The following is a 23,538-nucleotide window of genomic DNA, read 5'->3' on the forward strand; positions in this document are numbered from 1 at the left end:
ACGCGAGCCGCCCTCCTTCGCGGTCTCCGCGGTCTCCGCGGTACTGCCGGTCTCTGCGGTACTGCCGGTCCCCGCCCGCGGCGGGCTATCCTTGCGCGGTGCTTGCCGTAGCCCAGTTTCACGCGCCCCTGCCGCTGACCAACACGATCCAGCGGTACGACTGGGGATCCGTCGAAGCGATCCCGAACCTGCTCGGCGCCGAGCCCGACGGCGGGCCCCAGGCCGAGCTGTGGCTCGGGGCGCATACCAGCGCGCCGTCGGTCAGCGTGGTCGAGGACGAGGACGTCGCGCTCGACCGCCTGGTCCGCGAGGCCCCCGTGCAGACGCTCGGCCACCGCGTGGCGGAGCAGTTCGGCCCGCGCCTCCCCTACCTGCTGAAGATCCTGGCAGCGGGCAAGGCGCTCTCGCTCCAGGTCCATCCGTCGCCGCGGCAGGCGCGGGAGGGCTTCACGCGCGAGAACAAGGCGGGCCTGCCGCTGTCGTCGCCGAAGCGGTCCTTCAAGGACGACCAGCACAAGCCCGAGATGATCGTCGCGCTGTCGCAGTTCGAAGGGCTCGCGGGCTTCCGCACGCCGCGCACCATCCTTGACGTGCTGGACGGTCTGGCGGGAGACCTGGTCGACGGCGTCCGCACGGCGCTGCTGCGTGACCGCAGCCACGACGGCATGCGGGACGCGTTCAACCACCTGCTCTCCGCGCGCGCCGACGAGGCCTGCGCCGACGACATCCAGATCACTCTTGACTCGGTCCGTGCCCGCCTGGCCGCCGGCTCGCCGTTCGAGCGCGCCGACCGCACCGTGGTCGACCTCGCCGAGCAGCACCCCGGCGATCCGGGCGCCATCGCCTCCCTCATGCTCAACCGGTTCTCGCTCGAACCGGGCGAGGCCGCGTTCACCCCCGCCGGCGTCGTGCACGCCTACCTGTCCGGACTGGGCATCGAGATCATGGCCAGCTCCGACAACGTGCTGCGCGCCGGGCTCACCACCAAGCTCGTGGACGAGGAGAACCTCGTCGCCTGCACCGTGTTCTCCCCGCAGCAGCCGTCCGCCCCCGAGATGACGACCTCGGGCAGTCGCGGGCAGGTGCACACCTACCGCGTGCCGGTCACGGAGTTCGCGCTCACGACCGCCGACGTCGACCCCGCCGAGCCGGTCACCCTGCCCGCCACCGGTCCGCGGATCCTGCTGTGCCTGGCCGGCGACCTCAAGCTCGACGCAGACCGCTCGGACGACGGGCCGCAGCGCCTCGTCCAGGGCGAGTCGGTCTTCGTACCGCACGACGCGGGCAACCTGGTCCTGTCCGGTGAGGGCCACGCGGTCTGCGCCTGGGTCCCGTAACCACCTCAGCCCCCACCCGTTGAGTGCTGGGTATTTGTGCACTCGAACCGTTTCGAGAGCGCAAATACCCAGCACTCAACAGGTTGGGCGGTGGGTCAGGCCGTGGAGTCGTCGTCGGCGCGCAGGACACGGAGGTGTCCGCGGCGCGCCGTCTCCGTGACCGTCGGCGGCTCGGCCGGCCGGCGCACCTTCCCGGCTTCGCGCACGGCGTCGGCGAGGGCCGACAGGTCGTCGGGGCTGGGCCCCGCGTCCTCGAACTCGGGCATGAGGCGGACCACCTCCCACCCGCGCGGCGCGGTCAGCCGCTCAGCGTGCTCCGCGCACAGGTCGTAGCTGTGGGGCTCGGCCAGGTGCGCAAGCGGACCCAGTACCGCTGTCGAGTCCGCGTACACATACGTGAGCGTCGCTACGGCCGCGTTGGTACAGGCCGAGCGCGAACACTGTCTCACCGATCTCACGCGCCGACACTACGCCCTGACCGGGCACAACGCGCCGAACACGCCGGGTGGTCACGGGCGCAACGGCGCGGGTTCCGTGCCGTCGCGCCGCGCGCCGCGGGCCAGGAGCAGCCCGGCGCCCCCGAACGCCAGGTCGATCACCGTCAGGACCACCCGGCTGACGAGCACCGCGAGCGCCGCTGCGGGCGCCGGCAGGGCGCCCGCGAGGACCGCGGCGAGCACCAGCTCACGCACGCCCGCGCCGGCCGGCGCGACCACGAACAGGAACCCGGCGGTCCAGGCGAGCGCCCAGCCGCCGGCAGCCAGGGCGAAGGTCCGGAGGGTGGGAGGCAGGCCCAGCCCGGTGCAGAGCACCCAGAGCTGCAGCCCCGCGACGAGCCATCCGGCCACCGACCAGCAGACCGCGCGGCCCAGACCGCCCCAGGTCATCGGGTGCGCCGGTGTACCGCGCCCGGTGCGGCGGAGGACCCACCCGATCATCCGGTTGAGCACGGGCGGCACGAGCACCACCACGACCACGGGGGCCACCCACACCACCCAGGACCAGGCGCCCAGCGCGCCGGCGGACACGAAGGGCAGCGCCACCGCGCCCACCGCCGCGCCGGATGCCACCGACACGGCGACGGCCACCAGCATCGACGCCGCCGATCTGCCGCGCGGCACGCGGTGTCCCGCTCCGACCTCCGCGGCGGCCACGACGTTCCACACGCCGCCGGGCACGTACTTGCCGAGCTGGCTGATACCGAACACCGCCACGGCGCTCCGCAACGACAGGGGCGAGCCCAGGTCCGCGAGGACCGCGCGCCAGGCCAGCAGCGTGCACCACACGTACAGCGCGCCGAGGAGCACGACCAGGGCCGTCTCGGTCGCTGACAGGTCCCGCGCCGCCCGGGCCAAGGGCTCCCGGTTGTCCAGTACGTACCAGACGGCCAGGCCCAGGGCGACGGCCAGGAAACCCCACCGCACCCACGGCGACCGCAGGACGGCGAGCGCGCCCCGGGCCGCCGAGCGGACCACCGAGCGCCCGGCCGGCCGGCCGGCCGGGCGGCCGACGGGCGCCGGCGTCGTGCCCGCGCGACTCGCCGTCACAGCGCACCCCGGCGGTGCAGCGCGGCGACCAGCGGCTCGGCGACGACCTGTGGCCGGATCCGGTCCCGCCCGCGCGCGGCGCGCACCCGCGCGGCGGCCAGCTCCGCGGGTTCGCAGAGCGTGACGAGCGCGTCCGCCAGCGCCCGGGAGTCGGCCGCAGGGACCAGCTCGACGTTCTCCCCCACGGCCCGGCGCTGCGGCGGTGTGTCCGACGTGACCACCACGCAGCCCGCCGCGAGCCCCTGGTAGACCTTGTTGGGCACGACCCGCAGGCCCTTCGGGGTGTCGCTGAAGATGCCGAGGCAGACCTGGTGGTCCGCGACCAGACCGGGCAGCAGATCGGGCTCCACCCAGTCGTGCCAGGTGACCCCTGGCGTCCCCGCCAGAATCTCGCGCGCCCGAGGCAGCTCCTGGCCTGCCCCGACCATCGTCACGCGCAGCGCGGCGCCCGCGGTGACGGCGTCACGCACCGCCTCGGCGATGACCGGCGCGCCCTGCAGCGGGGTGTACAGCCCGAAGAAGACCACGGACAGCGCGGGTGCCTCGCCGGTCGCGACCGACGAGGAGCCCGGCACTCGCCAGGCGTCCGGCGCGCCGACCAGCACCACCACACCCTTGTCCGGCACGGGGAGCATCTGCCGGTGCTCCTCGGTATCGGTCACGACCAGGTCGGCGCACGCCACGGCCAGCCGGTCCAGCCCCGTCAGCAACCGCACCCGCAGGCCGGCCGCCCCACGGTCGGTGGCGGTGTCGCCGGCGAAGACGAGATGGTCGAGCACGACCACCGAGCGCGGGTACAGCAACCGGGCGAGGACCACGTCGAAGTGCCCCAGGTAGCCGACGAGCACGGCACCGGGCCGCCCTTCCGCCCGCCGCTGCCGCACGGAGTCGCCGACCAGGCCCGCCCAGCACCGCAGCAGCCGGAGGACGAGGACGGGCAGGCGCCAGGGCTGCTGGAGCAGACGCACCCGTTCGGCGGTGGAGAAGCCGAGGGGCCGGTTCAGCTCGGTGACCTTGATCCCGTGGGCGCGCAGCCCGGCGATCAGGACGGCGACGCGCGGGTGACGTGCCGCGTCGTAGGTACCGAAAGCGATCACGACACGGCCGCCGGGAGGTCCGCGGAACCCGTCGACCGGCCCTGTGCCCGAGGCCCGGGCCGGTCGGCGGGGCCTGGCTCGTTCCCGCCGGACGACCTCCGGTTCTCCGCTGCCACGGATCCGGCCGGAGCCGCCGTCGTGCCGTACTGGACGTCCTTGAGGCGCTCCAGCGTCTCCTCGAGGAGCACCCGGTTGGTGCGCTGGAGGTCGGCGAGGACGAGCAGGGCGAAGCTCAGCAGCGCCCCCACGAGGGAGGTCGCCCCGAGCACGATGGACTGCAGGTGCTGCCCGGCGGTGCCGGTGGCGAGGAGCACCGCGTACCTGCCGAACGGGACCACGGCGCCCACCGTGAAGGCCAGGCCGAGCGTGATGAACACGGCGTGCGGCTTGTACATCACGTAGGACCGGCTGATCGCCTGGCCCGACTTGACGATGTGCTGCGCCATGCTCGTGAAGAGCCGCGACTCCCGGGTCTTCGGGTTGGTGGTGACGGGCAGGCTCTGGATCCGCAGGCGCTTGTGGCCGGCCTGGATGATCGTCTCCATGCAATAGCTGAACTGCGTGACGACGTTGAGCCGCATCAACGCACCCCGTGAATACGCACGAAAGCCGCTGGCCGCGTCGGGCAGGTCGGTCCCCGCGGCGAAGTTGACAACATTGCTGCCTATCTTCTGCAGCGCCTTCTTCAGCGGGGAGAAATGCTCGATGGTGCCGGTCTGCCGGTCGGCGATCACTATGTCGGCGTCACCCAGCACCACGGGCATCACCAGATCGCCGATCCGTTCCTGCGGGTACTGGTTGTCGCCGTCGGTGTTCACCACGATGTCCGCCCCGTGCCGGAGCGCGTAGTCGACGCCGTCACGGAACGACCTGGCCAGCCCCATGTTGCGGGTGTGGTGGACGAAGTGCCGCACGCCGAGGCGGCGCGCCACCTCGACGGTGCCGTCCGTGGACCCGTCGTCGACGACCAGGATCTCTATCTCGTCGATGCCCGGAATGCTGCGGGGAATCGTGGCAAGCACCAGAGGAAGCGTTTCTTCCTCGTTCAAGCAGGGAATCTGCACGAACAGCTTCATGGCCCTGTGCTTTCGGTAGCAGGCTTTCGGCACGCAATTGCGACAAGCGGTAGTGGCGTCACCACCGTAAGCACGAAAGGTGGCCGAGACATGAACATTGCGTGCCATGTAGCGACTGTTATCCGCCTGTGACCGGGGCGCCCGCATAGTCCGGTTCGGCATGGCTACTCTGCTCGCGTGACCCGACCTCGCGCGGTTCCGGTCGTCGTGTGGCTGATCGTGCTCCTGCACCTGGCGGTGATGCTCGGCCAGACCGCCGTCTTCCCCCATCTCCGTTCACCCGACGAACGCCAGCACGTGGACCTGATCCTCCAGGTGCGGCAGGGCGACGCCTGGCCGTGGCCCGGGCCGGGCACCACGTACGTGACGCAGGGCGTGACGGCGGGCGGCTTCGTCGAGGCCGACAGCCTCGACGGGCCGCAGCACCTGGCCGACCGCCAGGACGTTCCCCCGCGCGGCGAGCGGCTCTCGTACCTGGACGCCGGCGGCACCGCGACGCTGACGGCCGAGGCACCCGACGGCAGCGTCGCGCCGGTGTTCAACCAGCTGGTGCAGCACCCGCCGCTGTACTACCTGCTCGGCGCGGGCGTCGTGGGTCTGGTGCCCGACTGGCAGGACGCGCCGCTGGACCAGGTGTGGCTGCTCCTGCGCTGGTGGAACGCGTTGCTCGCCCTGCCGCTCCCCCTGCTGCTGTTCGCCGCCGCGCGGCGCCTGCGGCTCCCCGAGCCGCTCCCCGTCGCCGCCGCGCTGGTCCCGCTCGCGATCCCCGAGCTGACGCACCTGGAGTCGGCGGTCAACAACGACAACCTGCTCGTGATCCTCGGTGCGTGCGCCACGCTGCTGGTGGCCCGGGTCCTCACCGGTGACCTGAGCCGCCGCACCGCCGTCCTGCTGGGGCTCGTCACGATGCTCGCCCTGCTGACCAAGGGCTTCGCGCTGATGTTCCCCCCGTGGATCCTGCTGGCCTACGCCGTCGCCGGCTACCGGCACCGCGAGCGCCTCCGGACCGCGGCCGCGGCGCTGCTGGTGGTCGCCACCCTCGCTCTTCCCGGCATCTTCTGGTGGGTGCGCAACGTCGTGGTGCACGGCATGCTCCAGCCGCACGGCACGCACGCCACGCCACCCGACCTCACCCCGGTCCACGGCTGGGCCGACGGCGGTCTCGTCTGGCTCGGCCGGTTCTCCGAACGCATGGTCACGCTCTTCTTCGTGCAGGACCACGCGGCCACCCGTGAGCACGACGCCTCGTGGTGGATGGCCCGCGTGGCGCTCGCCCTGGTCCTGGCCGGCCTGGTCACCACGCTGGTGCGCCGGCCGGTACCTCGGCTCGACGCGCTCGTGCTGCTGTTCCCGGTGCCCGCCCTCGCCGGGATCGTCGCCCGCGGCTCGTGGGAGCAGTTCGCGGCGTTCCACGACCTCGGTGCCGCGCAGCAGGGCCGGTACCTGTACACCGGCCTGGCCGGGCTGATGGTCCTCGCGCTCGCCGGCGCGGCAGTGCTATGCCCGCGCCGACGCCGGCTGGTGCCTGCGGCCCTGCTGGTGCTCGCCTGCGGCATGCACCTGGCGTACCAGCACGACGTCTGGCACCTGTACTGGATGCCGCACGACGCCGGACCGGGGGCGCTCGTCCGCGCCCTGGCCGCCGTCGGCCACTGGTACGCGTTCCCGAGCGCCGTGCCGCTCGCGGTGCTGGGCGCGGGTGCGGCGCTCGCCGTCGCCGTCGCGGTCACGCTCACGCGGAGCGCCGTCGGTGAGCGGCGCTCCGGGCGCCCCGCCGGGGTCGGCGCCGAGCCCCTGGCCGCCGCATGATCCGCGCGCTCGTGCGGACCGCCACCCGCGTCCGGTCGTGGTCCCGGCAGCTGGGCCGCGGCCGGGCCGAACACCTGGCGCTCGGCTGCGCGGTGCTCACCGGGATGCTCCTCGCCCTGATGGTCACCCTCGCGGACGCCCCGTACGCGACCGGCGACGAACCACCGCACGTCGACTACGCGTACCAGGTCTGGCACGGCGAGCTGCCGGTCTTCGAGGACGGCCTCGAGCTGCGGCCCGACGGCGCCTGGCTCGCCCCGGTGCAGTGGACGGCCCAGCATCCGCCGCTGTACTACCTGCTGATCGCCCCGCTCGTGGGCCCGCTCGCCGACGCCGGGCACCCCGTGGCAGCGGTCTATGCCGCGCGCGGTGTGAACGTGCTGCTCAGCGGCGTCTTCGTGCTCGCCGTGCGGTGGAGCGCCCGGCGTCTGACCCGGCCGGGCAGCACGCTGCCCGTGCTCGCCGCGTTCCTCGCCGGCGCCATGCCGGCCGCCGCGCACGTGGGTGGCAACGCCTACAACGACCTGCTGGCCGCCACCGGCGTCACCGTCCTGTTCGGGCTCGCGGCGACGGTGGTGCGCCGCGGGCTCGACACCCGGCTGATCGCGCTGCTCTCCCTCGTCGCCGCGGCGTGCGCGCTCACCCGGCTGTCCGCCGCGCTCATCGCGGCGGTGGTCGCGGGCGTCGCGCTGGCCGCCGGTGCGGTCCGGGCCGCGCAGGGCCGCGGCCGGTGGGCGCACGTCGTGGCGCTGGCCGTGGCCGGGCCGGGTGCGGTGCTGGCCACCAGCGGCTGGTTCTACCTGCGCAACCTGCAGCTGACCGGCACGATCACGGGGTCGCACTTCGACTGGGCGCTGGAGAACCAGAACCGGCAGGTCCGGCCCGTGTGGGCGGTGCTGGCCGACCCGGAGACCTGGATCCGGCTGCCCGACCTCTTCTGGTGGGCCGGACGGCTGCCACCGAACACGCCGCTCACGGTCACGACACTGGTGCTCACCGGGGTGCTGCTCGTCTGGACACCGCTGGTGATCGCGCTGCGCAGGAGACCTTGGTCGGTCGAGCCGACGTCGCCGGTGGCCGACGCGCTGCTCCTGCGTGCGCTGCCGGTCGTCGCGGTGCTCGTCGCGGTGTCCGTGCAGGTCGTGTACGCCTCCAGCAGCGGCGGCGTCTACCCACGCTATCTGCTGGTGGTCTCCCTGCCGTTGTGCCTGGCGATAGCGGCGGGCCTGGCCGTACGGCCTCGGCTGCTCGTTCCCGCCTGGACCGCGCTCACCGTGCTCGACCTCGGGGTCTGGCTGACGGTCGAGCTGGTCACACCGCCCGAACCGGGCTACTACTCCGAGCCGCCGCTGCTCGCCGCCGTGGCGGGCGGGGTGGCAGCGGCGGCCGTCGTCTGCTCGGCGGTGCTCGCGCTGGGCGCCGTCCGGGAGGTCGGGGTCGCGCGGGCGAACCGGGCCGCCCCCACGACGGCGGCGACCCCCACGACCAGCACCACGGAGACGACCAGCACGAGCTGAACGCCGGTCAGCGGGCTCCACCCGGCCCAGCGGGCGGCGGCGTCGGACACCGACTCGCTCGGCCCCTGGTAGAAACCCCAGAACCCGTAGGCCAGGCCGCTCGCCGCGGCGAGCGCCGCCGCGCCGGTCACCCACGGCACCGCGCGGTGCAGCCGCCCGCCGAGCAGGGCGTGCATGCCGAGCGCCGTCCCGGTGCCGAGCGCCAGGAGCCCGGCGAACAGGTACCGGCCCTGCACCGCCGAGATCCACCCGTGGGCAGAGTAGTCGGGCCAGGCGTTGACCAGGACCCCGCACCACAGCGCCGCCGGCTGCAGCAGGAGCACGGCGGTGGCCCGCCGCGCGGGACCCCGGACCACGGCCAGGCCGCACAGGACGGCGACGACGACGGCGGCGGTCCAGAAGACGGCGTCGGGCAGCCGGACCTCCAGCCAGCCGAAGTTGCCGAAGAACGACCGGGTCAGGCTGGTCACCACCGTCCGCAGGAAGTACCAGAGGCCCTCCGGCTCCGACTCGACGAACCGGTCCGGGATCCCGACCGGCTGGACGGTGCCCAGCACCAGCAGGTTGCGCAGCCACCACCAGCCGCCCACCGCGAACGCCGTCCCGCCCGCGACCAGCGTGCCCGCCACGCGCCGGGCACGCGGCCCGGACGCCAGCAGGTAGGCGGCGGCCACCACGGGCAGCGCGAACGCCGCCATGACCTTGGTCAGCAGTCCGACGCCGACCACCACGCCGAGGCCGGCCGCCGTACGCAGCCGGAGGTCGCCGGTGAGCACCCGGACGCACAGGTAGCCGGTCGCCGCCCCGCTGAGCGTGACGAGCGCGTCGTTGGTGACGCTGCCCAGGATGTGCCCCGCCTGCGGCACGAACAGCGTGAACGACGCCGCCACCAGCGCCGCGGCGCGCGACCCGGACAGCCGGCGCACGGCAGCGGCGGTCAGCAGCGGCAGAGGCAGCAGCAGCCCGACGTCGAACAGCCGCAGGGCCAGGAGCTGGACGTCCCACCGGGCCTCGGCGGTGCCCGTGACGTGCAGGACGCCCGCCGCCAGCGCGTAGTACAGGGGCGGGTGCTGCGTCATCTGGTCGACGACCTCGGGGTCCAGACCCCGGGTGCTGGTACCCGGCGGGACGACGTCCGCCAGCGCGTCCTCGCGGGTGACCGTGCCCCGCTCGGCGTCGCGGGTCGGCGGCACCGTGACGAACGCGGGGATGCCCTCCCGGTCGAGGTGCCGGCCGGGGACGTCCGTCGCCAGGGCCGCCTGGTCGCGTGCCGCGTCGACCGCCGGGCCGACGAGCGCCTCACCCGCGGCGGGCCAACCGCCGCCGTACGCGAGGCGCAGCACGCTGTTGACGTGCTGTGGCTCGTCAGGAGCCCGGAATGCCGGGGTCAGCACCGCCCAGAGCACACCGGTCAGCGTGACGAGAGCGGTGATCAGGGCAAGCGCCCGGCGGTACGCCGCCTCGGCGGGATCGTCGCGCACGGCACCAGGATAGGGGTGCATGCCGGGCGCGGCGCCCGGTCCGGTTCCAGAAAGCGGTCCCCCGTCGAGGAGCGGTCGTGGCGGTGACGGAGCTGGGCCCCGATCGGACGTATCGTCGGTAGGTGCCTCCGTTCTCTCCTCGCGGCCGGAACCGGCGGTCGGACCGCAACGCCGGACCGGCCGGCAGCTCGGCCGGCAGCCCCAGCTCCGGCACCCCCGGCGGTCCCGTCGGCCCGACCGGTATCCCCAAGGCCTCCCAGGCCGACCTGCTCCGCCTCGCCGCGAGCCGCCCCGGCAGCTCCGGCGGGCAACCGGGCGACGCCTCCGGCGAGGCGGTCCGGCCCCGGCGCAGGGACCGTCGCGGCCGCGGGCTGCGCGGCCCGATGTTCCCGCCGGGGACTCCGGCGCACCGCACCCGGGCGCAGCGGTTCGACGACCTCGTGCTCGACGTCGTCGAGGACCTCGACCGGACCTGGGCCGCGCAGCTGCGTGGCACCGAGTTCGCCGTGGAGGACGTGCCGCCGTCCGATCCGGCCCCGTGGGAGGACGGCGGGGTGCTGCTCGGCCGGTTCTTCCCCGCGGAGGCCGGCCGGCCCGGGCGCGTGGTGGTCTACCGCCGGCCCGTCGAGGTGCGGGCGTTCGACCGGGAGGACCTCGCCGACCTGGTGCGCGACGTCGTCGTGGAGCAGGTGGCGCACATGCTGGCGCGGACCCCGGAGGAGATCGACCCCCACTTCGGCGACCGGTCCTGACGCCCACCCCGCCGATGCCGCCCGGGCTGCCCGGGCTCCCGGTTCAGCCGGCCGCGTCGACCCGGCGCACGCGCACGTCCCCGCCCGCGGCGAGCGGCGCCGTGGGCGCCAGCACCGAGAAGAGGCTCTCGTCGTCGGCCTCGGCGATGCGCACCGACCAGACGATCCCAGGCTGATCGGCAGGCTGCTCCGCGACCACCGCGACGGTCTCGCCGAGCTCCGCCAACTCCGCGCGGTCCAGCTCGACGGTCTCGCCGGCGGGCACCTCCACCGTGCGGGTCCAGGCTTCCTCGCCGTCCGGCCCGACGCCGCGCAGCGCCACCTCGGTGCTGCCCTCCGCGTCGTCGATCCGCTCCAGGTCGCGCTCGTCCGGCACCCCGCTCAGGGTCACCTCGTAGGCGGCATGCTGCGGGACGGCGACCGCGCCGTCGGCCACGGAGCCCGTGGCGGGCACCGCCTGGCCGGCCAGCCACGCCCGGTCGTACGGGTCCTCGTCGAACACCGCGTCGTCGGCGGCTGCGCCCTTCCGGTCCACGGCGGCGCCCGCGACGACCGGCACGTCCGCGTCCACCACGACCGTGTAGCTCCCCTCGGGCAGCCCACCCAGCGGCAGCGTCGTGACCTGGCCCGGTTCGAGGGACATCTCCTCGCCCCCACGCAGCCGGACCGGCCCGTCGGGCCCGAGCACCGCGAGGGTCGCCGTGCCGGCCGCGGCCCCCGGCGTCAGCAGGTCGAGCCGCGGTGCGTGCGGGTCGTCGACCGGCTCGCCGGTGCTGACCACGCCCGCGACCGCCGTCGTGGACGACGGCGCGCCGCCACCCACGACGAGGTCGGCGCCCGCGGGGACCAGGCCCTCGATGCGGTGGTGCTGCACGTACGCGCCCACCCGGCCGCCCTCCGCGGTGACGTGCAGCGCGAGACGGCTCTGGTCGGGCGCGATGGCCTCGAGCATGGTGACGACCTGCTCGCCCGGCGGCACGACCACGAGCGACTGGCTGCCCAGGACCACGGGGCCGGACGCACCCCAGGCCTCGAGCGAGACGGTGGCCGGCGTCCGGCCGGGGTTCTGCAGCACCAGGCGGCCGCTCGAGCCCACCGAGGTGCTGCCGCCGACCAGCCAGTGCTCGACGGACGGCACCGCGCACGGCCCCGCGACCATGCCGCGCAGGTCGCCGGCGGTGGTCACGGACGCGACGGTCGCCGTGGCGTAGGTGGCACCACCCGGCGTCACGCGTACCGAGCGCGCCCCGGTGAGCTCGCCCTCGCGCACCGCGGCGACGTCGCCGGTCACCAGCGGGCCGGTGAGCTCGCCGGACCGCTCCCCGTCGAGGGTGGTGACCGACGGCTCGGTGCCGTCCGCGCCGTCGAGGACGGCAGCGGTCAGCGACGTGGTGGTCTCGACCGGCGCTGCGCTGAACTCGTCGTCGCCGACGTCCGGCTGCGCCAGCTCCGCAGGGACGGGGCAGACCAGCCCGCCCTCGGCGGCGGCCACGGGGACGGCGCGCGCGTCGTCCGCCGTCGCCGTCGCGACGTGTCCCGCGCCGTCCGTGACGGTGAGGGCGGCGACCGCCACCGCGCAGAGCAGGCCCCCCACCGCGGCGGCCGCCCGCCGTGCGGCGGGCGGGACCACGAGCTTCTTGCGCTTCATCGAATCCTCCTGCGTCCTACCGGCAGAGCCAGCAGGGCGAAGACCACCAGCGTGAACGTCGTGAGCACCAGCCAGGCCGTGCGGTGGGGCGCCTCGTAACGCACCACGAGCTGTCCGGCGTCGGGCCCGAGCGCGAAGGCCTGGAGGCCCGCCGGATCCTCGACGGCGACCGGCTCCAGCCGCCGCCCGTCGAGCGTCGCGTGCCAGCCCGGGCCCGCCGCCTCCGCCAGCACGACGGTGCGGTCCGCGCCGCCGGCGGCCACGTCCGCCCGGAGCGCCGTGCCCCCCGACGGCAGCACCTGCCGCGTGGCGCCGTCCTCCTCGATACGGGCCCAGCCGGGTGCGGGCTCGTCCACGGGGGCGACACGCCACACCGAGACGGCCTGCCCCTCGGTGACCCGGCTCATGCCGGGCACCATGTCGAGCGTCGCCACGAGGTCGGCGACGGCGGGTACGGCGGGTACGGCGGGTACGGCGGGTACGGCGGGTACGGCGGGTACGGCGGGTAGAGCCTCCGTCCCGGTCGCCCCACCCGCTCCGCCGTCGGACCGCACCTGCACCGCACCGATCCCGAGACCGGCCAGCTCCTGCGGCACCCCGTCCGTGGCGCCGGAGACCAGCGCCGCGACCGCGGCGTCCAGCGCGGCCGCCGGTCCGTCATCGGCAGCGCGGTCGCCCGACGTCGCCCTGGCGACCGCCGAGACGTCGGCGAGCTGCGAGCCGTCGGCCCGCAGGAGCGCGTACTCCACGGTGCCCTCCTCGTCGCCGGCGAAACCCACCTCGAGCACACGCGCCTGCCGCGGCGGCGCCTGCATCTGCTGCCCGACGGCGGGGACCACCGGGTCCGCCGTCACGTGCAGCATCCCGGACCGTCCCGCGTCCGCGACGCTGCCGGAACTCGTGAGCCACGCCGCCGCCTGCACCACGGGAAGCAGGAGGGCGACCACGACCAGCCCGACGACGGCGACCGTGCGCGCCGAGCCGAGGAAGCCCTGGAGCGAGGTGCCGCTGCCGGCGAGCGCGTGGACGCCCGCGAGGGCGGCGGTGCCCAGGCCGAGGAGGAGCAGCGACAGACCAGGGCCGGACCACCGGCCGTCGTCCTGGGCCACGATCGCCACGGCGAGCCCCGCCGCCGCGACCAGCCAGCCCACCAGCGACGTCGCCGCGACGTGCTGCGCCGAGTCCGCCACCCGCCTGCGGCCGATGCCCAGCAGAGCCGCCACGAGCCCCACCACGGCGAGCGCGAGCACCAGCGCTCCCAGGGCCCACGGGCCTGCCGTCACGATCGCGCGGGCGGTGACCGGTACGAGCCCGTCGCCCGGTACGTCGAGCCAGGGAGCGGGGACCGCGGGCAGGCCGAGCAGCAGCTCGAGGCCCGAGGCGGAACCCGGCCCGGGGACGCCCGACCCGGCGAGCGGCTCGGCGGTCAGGAGCCTGCTGTTGCCGTGGCGCAGCGCCGTCCACCAGAGCGGAGCGCCGACCACGAGGGCCGGGGCGAGCGCGAGGGCGAGGTACACGCGTCGGCGCGGGGCCACGACCATGGCCCCGGCCAGCACCAGGACGGCCGCAGGGAGCAGCGCCGGCGCACCGGCCACCACGCAGGCGAGCAGCAGCCCGGCAGCACCCGCGGCACCCAGCGAGCCGGCACTTGTCCGGGAGGCGCGGGCGGAGGCACCTGCCCGCTCGGCGGCGGCGCCGTCGGGCGGGCCGAGCCGGTCGACAGCCTGGGCGCCCACCGCACGGACCAGCGCGACGGCGGTCCAGGGCAGCACGGTGTGCGCCAGCACGCCGCCGAGCAGGCCGGCGTCGAGCGCCCCGAGGAACGCCGGGGCGACGGTCCACGCGAACGCCGCCAGCACGCGCATCCACACCGAGCGGGTCACCGCGCCGGCCGCGGCCCACGCACCGACCGCCGCCACCGGGAGGGCCAGCAGGAGCACGGCGTCCACGGCGTGCTGCAGGGAGCCGCCCACCAGCGCCGAGAGACCGGTCAGCACGAACAGCAGCGGGTCCGCCGGGGCAGCCGTGCCGAGCCCGTCGCGCACCCAGCCGGACGTCGCCGCCGACCACGTCGTCGCCGTCGTGCCGCCTGCCGGGAGCAGCGCGCCACCGACCAGACGGCCGCCGGACGCGAGCGCGCCCAGCGCGGGGCCGAACAGCGCCGCCGCCAGGCCGGCGGCGGAGAGCAGGACCACCGCGAGCGCCGTCCGGCGCCGGACGGCCAGGGCGTGCAGCTCGGCCTGCTCCAGCTCGGACGGCGCGGCGTCGACCCGGTGGGCCTCGCCGCGGGCGAGCCGCTTGTCACGTCGTTCGGCGGCCACCTCGCGCCACGTGCCCAGCAGCGGCCGCAGCACGCTGCGGGGCACCGTCGACGTGCGCGCGATCCGGTGACGGGCACGCAGGAGCGGCCCCAGCCGGAACACCGCCCACAGCGGCGCGACCAGCTCGTCGCGCGCCTGGTCGGGCTGCTTCATCGCGAGCCGGTAGCTCGCGGCGAACGGTGCCCACAGCACCATCCCGAGCATCGCGAACGGCAGGATCCACGGCGCCACGGACGTCAGCCGCAGGTAGAGCTGGCTGCGACGCCGTGCGCCGGGCGAGCCGGGGGCGCGCAGGGCGACCTGCGCGTGCCGCACGACGGCGTCGGGCACGACGACGACCCGATGGCCGGCGAGCCGTACCCGCAGGCAGAAGTCGGTGGAGTCGCCGAACTGGCCGTAGGCCGGGTCGGTGCCGCCGACCTCGCGCCAGACCGAGGCACGCACCAGTGCGCCGGCGAGGCCGACGGCCAGCACGTCCTCGCGCGCGTCGTGCTGTCCCTGGTCGATCTCCGTGTCGTCGATACCGGTCATCCGCCGGCCGAGCGGCGAGACGGTGTGCCCCACCTCGACGAGCACTCCCCGGTCGGACAGGTCCGGGTCGAGGGGCGCGCCGTCCGGCCCGGTCTCCCAGCGCCGCTGCTTGCAGCCCGCCACTGCCACCGCGTTCGAGTGCTCCACCGAACGGGTCAGGGCCGCCAGGGCGCCCGGCGCGGGGGACGAGTCGTCGTGCAGGAGCCAGAGCCAGCCGTGCTCGGGGGCGCCGGTCGCGTCGAGGGCCGCCGCGATCGCGTCGCCGAAGGTGCGGGCTCCCGCACCGGCCACGTAGCGCGCGCCGCCGAGCTGCAGGTCCTGGTGGCCGGACGTCGCGGGGGCGGTGTCGACGTCCACGACGACCACGTCGTCCGGAGTGCGGGACTGGTTCCGTAGCGCTGCGAGCGTCGCGGCGAGGTAGGGGCTGCTGCCGCGCGTCACGACGACTGCCGTCACGGTGACGGCCACGGGTGCGGGGACAGCGGTCTGGGCCGGGACCTTGGCCCAGACAGGACCGACCGGGTCCTCGTGGGGACCTCGGTCCGGGCTGGGGGCCGACAGGCTGTCGGTACGTGGAGCGCTCATCTCGCTTCACATCATGCGGCGCGTCTGCGCCGACACGCCGCAGACGCGCCGGTCGAACGGTCAGACTCTCAGACGGCGCGGCGCTTCAGCTTGCGCCGCTCGCGCTCCGAGAGACCGCCCCAGATACCGAAGCGCTCGTCGTTCTCCAGCGCGTAGTCCAGGCACTCGGCCCGGACCTCGCAGCCGGAACAGACCTTCTTGGCCTCGCGGGTGGACCCGCCCTTCTCCGGGAAGAAGGCCTCGGGGTCCGTCTGGGCGCACAAGGCGCGCTCCTGCCAGCCGAGCAAGGACTCGTCCGGCTCCGTCAGCTCGTACAGCTCGCCGAAAAGCGGCAGGACCGGTGCGACCGCTGGCGCCACCGCGCTTTCCGCGTCAGTCGGGAACTCCACGTCCGATTCCAGAATGTTCCACATGACGTGCCCCTCCATGCCGTGTCCGTGCTCGGGGGCCTTGCCGGCCGACCATGCCGATCAACTCAACGTGCCGATCCATCCTGACTGGCCAGGCCTGCAGCTTCCAGGCCCCGTTGCGTATGCGCTACGAAAACTGCATACATGGAATTACACGCGTGTCGCCTGGAGTCGTCAAGCGGAAATGTGCTAACGCCCACGGATTCCACGGGTAATTCACGAGTCCTTCCGCAGGTCGTGGCGCACGTCTCACTCACAGTCCCGCTTTTCCTCTGCCGAAACACCCGGCGAGTCGCCATGCCGAAGGTCCGAGATGTGCCGGCCGGGCCGCGGGCGCTCGGTCGCACCTCCTAGGCTGGCGGCATGCAGATCGCGCCCCGCAGCGACGGCCCCGTGCCCGACGTCGCTTCTCTCCTCGCCCGCCTCGCCGCCGACGGCGGCCGCCCCCGCCTCACCTGGTACGGGGACGACGGCGAGCGCGTCGAGCTCTCCGGCGCCGTCCTCGCCAACTGGGTGAGCAAGACCGTCAACCTGCTCGTCGAGGAGTTCGACGCCGCCCCCGGCACGCGCGTCGTCGTCGACCTGCCCGTCCACTGGCGCACCGCCGTGTGGGCCCTGGCCGCCTGGCGAGCAGGCGCGACGGTGCTGCTGCCCGACGCCGACGCGGCACACCCGGACGTCGTCGTCACCGACACCCCGGACCGCTGGGCCGGTGGCGGCGCCGACCTCGTCGTCGTCTCGCTGCCCGCGCTCGCCCGCCGGTACGACGGCGACCTGCCCTCGGGAGCCATCGACGCGGCCTCCGCGGTGATGACCTACGGCGACGCCATCGGCTGGGTGCCCGAGGTGGATCCCGGCCAGGAGGCCCTGGTAACGGCTACGGGCGCCGTCCAGCACAAGGGCCTGGTTCCCGAGCCCGGCGACGGCGCGCGTGTCCTGGTGGACGGGCGCGGGGCCGTGGCGGAGGTGCTGCGGGGCCTGCTCGGGGTCTGGGCGGGCGGCGGCTCGGTGGTCCTCACCTCGCCGGCGACCGCCGTGGAGCTGGAGCAGGACGAGGCGCGCCTGACGCGCCTCCTGAGCACCGAGCAGGCTCGGCGGAGCCGCGGGTAGGCAACGAGGCCGACGGCTTGCGCACACCTTCCCCGAACGCATGCCGAACGCACGATCCAGGCGCCTTCCCGGTGCCGAAATGCCCGGTCGCAAGCCGTTCTGCACGTGGCCGCACACGGCCTTCGGCCTTCTCCACGAACCCTCTACGGTCCGACCCCGGGGGGTACGCCGCCGTCCAGCAGGCAGCCCCTATGCTCTGAGGCCGTGACGTCCCCTGACTTCAGCACCCCCGGTGCGACGACCCCAGCCACAGGGCCGTCCCATGCCCGGACGCTGAACACGCTGAGCGGCACCTCCCGAGTGGTCGGGATGGTACTGGTCGGGGTGCTGTCGCTCGTGACGGCGGGCGGGGTGACGGCCGTGACCCGGCTGACGGGAAACATCGACACCGCCGAGATGACGGTCCTCGGCCCCGACCGTCCCGAGGTGGTGCTGCCGGAGGACCCGAACGCGGGCACCCCGCTGAACATCGTGATCATGGGCAGCGACTCGCGCGGCGGGGACAACGCGGACCTGGCGGGCGGCGACGACCCCGGCGCCCGGTCCGACACCACGGTGATCATGCACATCTCGGGCGACCGGTCGCGGGTCGAGATGATCTCGATCCCCCGTGACTCGACGGTGGACATCCCGAGCTGCACGACCGAGGACGGCGCCACGACGCCCGCGCTCTACAGCAGCAAGTTCAACGCCGCCTTCTCGCAGGGCGTGCGGTACGGCGGCGACGTCGCGTCGGGCGCGCTGTGCACGATCAAGGCGATCGAGGAGCTCACCGGCGTCTTCATGAACGGCTTCATCGTCGTCGACTTCGCCGGGTTCTCGTCGATGATCGACGCAGTGGGCGGCGTCGAGGTCTGCGTCGAGGAGCCGATCTACTCCAAGGAAGCGAACAATCTGGCGCTCGACGCCGGTACCCACACGCTCCGGGGCGTCAAGGCCCTCGACTACGCACGGGCCCGCAAGGGCGACGGGCTGGGCGACGGGTCCGACCTGGGCCGCATCGGCAGGCAGCAGGAGGTCATGGCCTCGCTCGCCCGCAAGGTGCTGAGCCAGGATGTCCTGACGAACCCCGCCAAAACGCTCAAGTTCCTCGATGCGGTGACCGACTCGCTCACCATGAACCGAGAGCTGGCCAGCATCGACGGACTCGCCGGGTTGGCTTACTCGATGCGTCACGTGCGGCCTGACACGATCACCTTCATGACTGTCCCCAACGTGTACGACCCGGTCCAGACGGCGAACGTGCTCTGGACCGACGAGGCCGTACAGCTGTGGGACAACCTCAAGCGGGACAGGCCTGTCGACTTCGACCCGGACGCCCCGTCGACCGACGCCTCGCCCTCCGCGCCCAGCGACGACGAGAGCGCGGAGAGCAGCGCAGGGACGGGAGACGCGGGCACGGAGACGGGGACCGAGGACGGCAAGGAGAACCCTCCGGACCCCACGCCCGAGTCGACCGAGCTCAAGCAGGCCGGTGAAGAAGCCTTCACCGGCGCCGACACCACCAAGGTCTGCGGCTAGCCATGTCAGATCCCAGAACGTCGAACCGCTCGGCACCCGAGGCCGACGACGACGTCACGCGCGTCCGGATACCACCCAGCTTCACGCCCCAGGGCGTGAGCGGGCGTCCCGGCGCCGACGACGCCATCCCGGTGGGTGACACCGGTGAAAGACCGCGTACTCTGCCCGGCGTGGCGTCGAGCACGGAGCAGGGCGGGCTCACCGGCGCGGAGACACCCGGCGTCGGGGTCCCCGGTGTCGGCGGCGCCCACCGCATCGGACGGCCGGAAGGCTCCGACGGAGCCCGCAGCGAACCACGCATACGCAGACAGTCTTCTCGGGAGGTACCGGTGTCCGGCCAGCGCAACAATCCCCCGCCCATTCCGCCACGGAGGTCGGGGATGCCGGCGCGCAACGAGTCCGGCGGGGCACCACGCTCCATCCCGCCGCGCTCGGCGCCGCCGGCCGGAGGGCAGCCGCCGCAGGCCATCCCTCCGGGCCGGCCGGTCCGGGCGAGCGCCGGCCCCGCGCGCCCGTCGCCGGTACGCACGGCACCGCGCCCCCCGGCCGGCGGCGGACGAGGCGGCGGCACACCGCCGCGTGCCCTCGCCTCCGGCGGTCGCAGCGGCGGCGGCAACATCCGGATCCGCAAGGGTCGCGTGGCCGGCGTGATCGCGGTTCTGGTGCTGCTCGCTGTCATCGCTTGGCCGGTCGGCCTGCTGATCTGGGCCAACGGCAAGATCCAGCACGTCGAGGCGCTGTCCGAGGCGTCGAACACCCCGGGCACCACCTACCTGCTCGCGGGCTCCGACGCCCGCGGCAGCGGCGGTATCGACGACTCCACGAGCGGCGCCCGCACCGACACGATCATGCTGCTGCACAAGCCGCGGTCGGGGCCGGTGGCGCTGATCTCGATCCCGCGCGACACCTACGCGGAGATCCCGGGCCAGGGCGGCAACAAGGTCAACGCCGCCTACACCTACGGCGGTGCGCCGCTGCTGGTCCAGACCGTGGAGCAGCTCAGCGGGCTGACCGTCGACCACTACGTCGAGGTCGGCTTCGGTGGCGTCTCGGGTGTCGTGGACGCCGTCGGCGGTGTGCGGCTGTGCCTGGACTACGACGTGCACGACGTGAAGTCGAAGCTCAAGTGGACCAAGGGCTGCCACGTCGCGGACGGCAAGACGGCCCTCGCGTTCTCGCGGATGCGGTATGCCGACCCGACGGGCGACATCGGCCGAGCCCAGCGCCAGCAGCAGGTCATCGCGCAGATCGGCAAGAAGGTCGCGGACCCCGCCGTCCTGCTCAACCCGGCCACCCAGGTCGGGCTCGCCGACGCCGGCCTGTCAGCGCTCGTGACCGACACCGACTCCGGCATCATCGATGTCGCGATGATGGGCCTCGCGTTCCGGACCGCGAACGGCGACGACGGTGTGACCGGCACCCCGCCGATCGCCACGATCAACTACCGGACCCCGTCCGGCGCCTCGGCGGTCCAGCTCGACGACAACCAGACCCCCGAGTTCTGGGCCAAGATCCGCGACGGCGAGTACGAGCCCGGCGAAAAGGTTGGCGGCATGCCGGGCTCCTGACCAGCCCCCAGCCCCGCCCCTCCGCCGAGGTAGTCATCTGGCGAATGGCTACCTCGGCGGATACTGGTCAGAGCTGGGCGCGGAGCTTCGCGCCCTTCGCGTGCGCGACCTCGCTCAGCTCCGTCTGGAATGCCTCCATGCGCGCCCGCAGGGCCGCGGCGTCATCGCCCGCACCCGACGCGAGGATCCGCGCCGCGAGCAGGCCCGCGTTCCGTGCCCCGCCGATCGACACCGTCGCCACGGGCACGCCCGCCGGCATCTGCACGATCGACAGCAGCGAGTCCATGCCGTCCAGGTACTTCAGCGGCACCGGCACCCCGATCACGGGCAGCGGCGTCACCGACGCCAGCATGCCGGGCAGGTGCGCGGCGCCCCCCGCGCCTGCGATGATCACGCGCAGGCCGCGGCCCGCGGCCTGCCGGCCGTAGTCGATCATCTCGGTGGGCATGCGGTGCGCGGAGACGACGTCGACCTCGACCGGTACGTCGAACTCGCCCAGTGCCTCGGCCGCCGCCTGCATGACGGGCCAGTCGGAGTCCGACCCCATCACGATGCCGACCTGCGGGTTGCTGCTCATCCGTTCACCTCTTCCTCGATGGTGTCGCCCCGCAGCAGCGCCGCCGCCGCGATCGCCCGACGCCGGACCTCGTCCAGGTCGTCGCCGCTCACGTTCACGTGGCCCAGCTTCCGGCCGGGCCGGACGTCCTTGCCGTACAAGTTCACGCGCGCCTCCGGGAAGGCCGCGAGCACGTCCGGGAGCGCGTCCGTGAGCTCGTCCAGCGTGGAGCCCAGCACGTTCGCCATGACGGTCCAGGTGGCAGTCGGCTCGGTAGCGCCCAGCGGCAGGTCCAGGACCGCGCGCAGGTGCTGCTCGAACTGGCTGGTCACGGCTCCGTCGATGGTCCAGTGACCGCTGTTGTGCGGGCGCATCGCGAGCTCGTTGACCAGCACCGTCGGCGCCCCGCCCGGCCCCGCGACCTCGAACATCTCGATGGCCAGCACGCCGGTGACGTCGAGCCCTTCGGCGACCGCCGTCGCGATCTCGCGCGCCCGGGCGTCGAGCTCCGCGGACAGGCCGGGCGCGGGCGCGACCACCTCCGAGCACACGCCGTCCCGCTGCACCGACTCCACGACGGGCCAGGCCCGCACCTCGCCCGACGGGCGCCGGGCCACCAGCGCGGCCAGCTCCCGTGTGAACGGCACCTTCTCCTCGACGAGGAGCTGCGGACCGCCGTCGGCCACCGCGGCGAACCAGTCGGCGACGTCGTCCGGGGACGAGACCACGCGGACACCCTTGCCGTCGTAGCCACCGCGGGAGGTCTTCACGACGGCGCTGCCACCCACCTCGTCGAGGAAGGCGGCCAGGACGGCGCGCCCCGCCCCGGGCGACGATGTGGGCAGCGGCGCCCATCGCGGGCACGGCACGTCCAGCTCCGTGAGCCGTTGACGCATGACGATCTTGTCCTGCGCCTGGACCAGCGCGTGCGGGCCGGGCCGCACCGGCGTCCCGTGCTCGATGAGGTCCGTGAGCAGGTCGTTCGGCACGTGCTCGTGCTCGAACGTCAGCACGGAGGCGGGTCGGCCGGCGTCGGGCGCGATGAGCGAGCGGATCGCTGCCTCGTCGGACGCCGCGCCCACGGGCGTGTCGGTCACGACCTGCGCCGCCGACGAGGCCGGGTCCTCCACCAGGACGCGCAGCCGGATGCCCAGCCCGCCGGCGGCCGGCGACATCATGCGGGCCAGCTGGCCTCCCCCGACCACCGCCACGACAGGCGGTCCCGCGGGGGACGCGGCGGCGCCGGACGGCTCACCAGAGGACGAAGGCCGGTCGGCCGGAAGGGAATCGAGTGTTGCGCTCACGTCGGTGAAGCCTACCGGCGGCCGCGGCCCTTCTTCTGGCCGAAGCTGGAGATCTTCGACCCCACCGGCAGCACCTGGTGCGGGTCGAGCGTCTTGGGCACGCCCGAGAGGAACACGGAGAACACCGGCGGGGTGCGCTGGGTGAGCTGGAGGTTTCCGCCGTCGGCCGCCACGAGATCCTTGGCCAGGGCGAGCCCGAGGCCCGTCCCCGCGCCCGACGTGACACCGCGGTCGAAGATCTTGCCCTGCATGTCCTCGGGCACACCCGCCCCCTCGTCCATGACCTCGATGGCCATGGCACCGCGCTGACCCTCACGGATCCGCAGGGTGGTGGTGCCGTCACCGTGCTTGAGCGAGTTCTCCAGGAGGGTGGACAGCACCTGCGCGAGGGCGCCCGGGGTGGCCAGGACGCGGGCGCCGCCCGAGTCCTCGACGTTCAGGTGCCGGCCCGCTCGCTCGAAGGACTCCCGCCACTCCTCCTCCTGCTGGAGGAAGACGACGGCGACGTCGACGGACTCGGTGGTGCCGCCCTGGGCGCGCCGCGACCGGGACAGCAGGTCGTCGACGACGCCGACCAGACGCTCCACCTGCTCGAGCGAGATCCGGGCCTCCTCCTGCACGTCCGGTTCGCTGGAGGTGAGCGTGATCTCCTCCAGGCGCATCGTCAGTGCCGTGAGCGGGGTCCGGAGCTGGTGCGAGGCGTCGGACGTGAACTGTCTCTCCACGGCCAGCCGCGCCGCCAGCCGGTCCGAGCTGCGGGCCAGCTCGGCCGCGACCAGGTCGATCTCCTCCACCCCGGACGGGTCCAGCCGTGGACGCACCTGTCCCGCGCCCAGCTGTTCGGCCGACGCCGCGAGGTACACGAAGGGTTGTGCCAGCCGGTTGGCCTGCCAGGCCGCCGTGACGGCGCCCGCGGCGAACGCGCCCACGCTGCCGAACACGACGAGCACCACGACGTTGATCGCCTTGATGTACGCCGGCCAGGCCGAGACGGAGACCAGCACACCCACGACCGGCTGTGACTCGGAGATCAAGCCTCGTTCGATCGTCGCGCCGGTGACCGGTTCGCCCGAGGTCAGCTGCTCCCCGTTGGGCTGGTTCACCGTCACGTAGGCGACGATGTCCGTGTCCTGCGGTTGCACCGCCCGGTCCAGCACCGACTGGTCGACGAAGCCGGCCTCGGCGGCGGAACGGTTGCGCTCGTACGAGTTGACGGAGGAGGCCAGGAGGTCCTGCGCCCGGGTCTCTACTCGCTGGACTTCCTGGCCGTAGATGTACCGGGCACCGAAGATCGCGAGCGGGATGCCCAGGAGCAGGACGGCGACCGCAACCGCGGCGATCGTCGCCTGCAGCACGCGGGCGCGCATC

At 74.1% G+C, this 23,538-nt stretch carries 17 protein-coding genes; 6 read left to right on the plus strand and 11 right to left on the minus strand.

What is annotated here, in order from left to right; translation table 11 throughout:
- Positions 1 to 98 precede the first annotated feature (98 nt).
- On the plus strand, positions 99 to 1,337 hold the full coding sequence (manA, locus tag LUM46_RS19605) for a mannose-6-phosphate isomerase, class I (RefSeq protein WP_274996242.1): 1,239 nt from the start codon (positions 99 to 101) through the stop codon (positions 1,335 to 1,337).
- Between the two features lie 95 nt (positions 1,338 to 1,432).
- On the opposite strand, the gene LUM46_RS19610 is transcribed toward manA, so the two are convergent.
- Genes LUM46_RS19610 through LUM46_RS19625 form a run of 4 tightly spaced genes read right to left on the minus strand, consistent with a single transcriptional unit; the run spans position 1,433 to position 5,003 of the window.
- The gene (locus tag LUM46_RS19610; protein ID WP_274996245.1) at positions 1,433 to 1,795 is read right to left on the minus strand and encodes a DUF3499 domain-containing protein; all 363 of its coding nucleotides are present in this window, start codon (positions 1,793 to 1,795) and stop codon (positions 1,433 to 1,435) included.
- A 51-nt stretch (positions 1,796 to 1,846) separates the two neighbouring features.
- A complete protein-coding gene (locus LUM46_RS19615; protein ID WP_274996247.1) occupies positions 1,847 to 2,884 on the minus strand; it encodes a lysylphosphatidylglycerol synthase domain-containing protein in 1,038 nt (345 codons plus the stop codon).
- Positions 2,881 to 3,981 carry a glycosyltransferase gene (locus tag LUM46_RS19620; RefSeq protein WP_274996248.1) on the minus strand — a complete coding sequence of 367 codons (1,101 nt, stop codon included), beginning with the start codon at positions 3,979 to 3,981 and terminating at the stop codon, positions 2,881 to 2,883. Before LUM46_RS19620 ends, LUM46_RS19615 begins: the two co-directional genes overlap by 4 nt.
- Positions 3,978 to 5,003, minus strand: coding sequence for a glycosyltransferase family 2 protein (locus LUM46_RS19625; protein ID WP_374726966.1), 1,026 nt, complete (start codon positions 5,001 to 5,003; stop codon positions 3,978 to 3,980). Before LUM46_RS19625 ends, LUM46_RS19620 begins: the two co-directional genes overlap by 4 nt.
- A 231-nt stretch (positions 5,004 to 5,234) precedes the next feature.
- Between LUM46_RS19625 and LUM46_RS19630 the strand changes: the two genes are divergently transcribed.
- Positions 5,235 to 6,866: a glycosyltransferase family 39 protein gene (locus LUM46_RS19630; RefSeq protein WP_274996250.1), complete on the plus strand. Its 1,632-nt coding sequence runs from the start codon at positions 5,235 to 5,237 to the stop codon at positions 6,864 to 6,866.
- Positions 6,867 to 8,199: 1,333 nt separating this feature from the next.
- Here the strand turns inward: LUM46_RS19630 and LUM46_RS19635 are convergent.
- Entirely contained in the window at positions 8,200 to 9,864 is a 1,665-nt protein-coding gene (locus LUM46_RS19635; RefSeq protein ID WP_274996251.1) for a DUF2142 domain-containing protein, read from the minus strand.
- A 122-nt stretch (positions 9,865 to 9,986) separates the two neighbouring features.
- Here LUM46_RS19635 and LUM46_RS26650 point away from each other — a divergent pair, with 122 nt between their 5' ends.
- Positions 9,987 to 10,616 carry a metallopeptidase family protein gene (locus tag LUM46_RS26650; protein WP_310243080.1) on the plus strand — a complete coding sequence of 210 codons (630 nt, stop codon included), beginning with the start codon at positions 9,987 to 9,989 and terminating at the stop codon, positions 10,614 to 10,616.
- A gap of 43 nt (positions 10,617 to 10,659) precedes the next feature.
- Here the strand turns inward: LUM46_RS26650 and LUM46_RS19645 are convergent, their stop codons facing one another.
- From LUM46_RS19645 to LUM46_RS19655, 3 genes are all read right to left on the minus strand, one after another.
- Positions 10,660 to 12,264: a DUF5719 family protein gene (locus tag LUM46_RS19645; RefSeq protein ID WP_274996252.1), complete on the minus strand. Its 1,605-nt coding sequence runs from the start codon at positions 12,262 to 12,264 to the stop codon at positions 10,660 to 10,662.
- Positions 12,261 to 15,701 (minus strand): glycosyltransferase, encoded by a 3,441-nt coding sequence (locus LUM46_RS19650; RefSeq protein WP_274996254.1) that lies wholly within the window; start codon positions 15,699 to 15,701, stop codon positions 12,261 to 12,263. Before LUM46_RS19650 ends, LUM46_RS19645 begins: the two co-directional genes overlap by 4 nt.
- 68 nt (positions 15,702 to 15,769) lie before the next feature.
- On the minus strand, positions 15,770 to 16,114 hold the full coding sequence (locus LUM46_RS19655; RefSeq protein ID WP_274996285.1) for a WhiB family transcriptional regulator: 345 nt from the start codon (positions 16,112 to 16,114) through the stop codon (positions 15,770 to 15,772).
- 360 nt (positions 16,115 to 16,474) lie between these two features.
- On the opposite strand from LUM46_RS19655, the gene LUM46_RS19660 reads away from it, so the two are divergent.
- From LUM46_RS19660 to LUM46_RS19670, 3 genes are all read left to right on the plus strand, one after another.
- Positions 16,475 to 17,221, plus strand: a complete 747-nt coding sequence (locus LUM46_RS19660; RefSeq protein ID WP_274996256.1) for a TIGR03089 family protein — start codon at positions 16,475 to 16,477, stop codon at positions 17,219 to 17,221.
- A gap of 204 nt (positions 17,222 to 17,425) precedes the next feature.
- The gene (locus LUM46_RS19665) at positions 17,426 to 18,742 is read left to right on the plus strand and encodes an LCP family protein (RefSeq protein WP_274996258.1); all 1,317 of its coding nucleotides are present in this window, start codon (positions 17,426 to 17,428) and stop codon (positions 18,740 to 18,742) included.
- A 380-nt stretch (positions 18,743 to 19,122) separates the two neighbouring features.
- Entirely contained in the window at positions 19,123 to 20,310 is a 1,188-nt protein-coding gene (locus LUM46_RS19670; RefSeq protein WP_274996259.1) for an LCP family protein, read from the plus strand.
- Positions 20,311 to 20,377: 67 nt separating this feature from the next.
- On the opposite strand, the gene purE is transcribed toward LUM46_RS19670, so the two are convergent.
- From purE to LUM46_RS19685, 3 genes are all read right to left on the minus strand, one after another.
- On the minus strand, positions 20,378 to 20,887 hold the full coding sequence (gene purE, locus LUM46_RS19675; protein WP_274996261.1) for a 5-(carboxyamino)imidazole ribonucleotide mutase: 510 nt from the start codon (positions 20,885 to 20,887) through the stop codon (positions 20,378 to 20,380).
- The gene (locus tag LUM46_RS19680) at positions 20,884 to 22,044 is read right to left on the minus strand and encodes a 5-(carboxyamino)imidazole ribonucleotide synthase (protein ID WP_274996287.1); all 1,161 of its coding nucleotides are present in this window, start codon (positions 22,042 to 22,044) and stop codon (positions 20,884 to 20,886) included. The genes purE and LUM46_RS19680 overlap by 4 nt, the downstream gene beginning before the upstream one ends.
- 137 nt (positions 22,045 to 22,181) lie before the next feature.
- Entirely contained in the window at positions 22,182 to 23,537 is a 1,356-nt protein-coding gene (locus LUM46_RS19685; protein WP_274996263.1) for a sensor histidine kinase, read from the minus strand.
- Between the last annotated feature and the right edge of the window lies 1 nt (position 23,538).

It is taken from the genome of Promicromonospora iranensis (assembly GCF_028994805.1).
Classification (GTDB): domain Bacteria; phylum Actinomycetota; class Actinomycetes; order Actinomycetales; family Cellulomonadaceae; genus Promicromonospora; species Promicromonospora iranensis.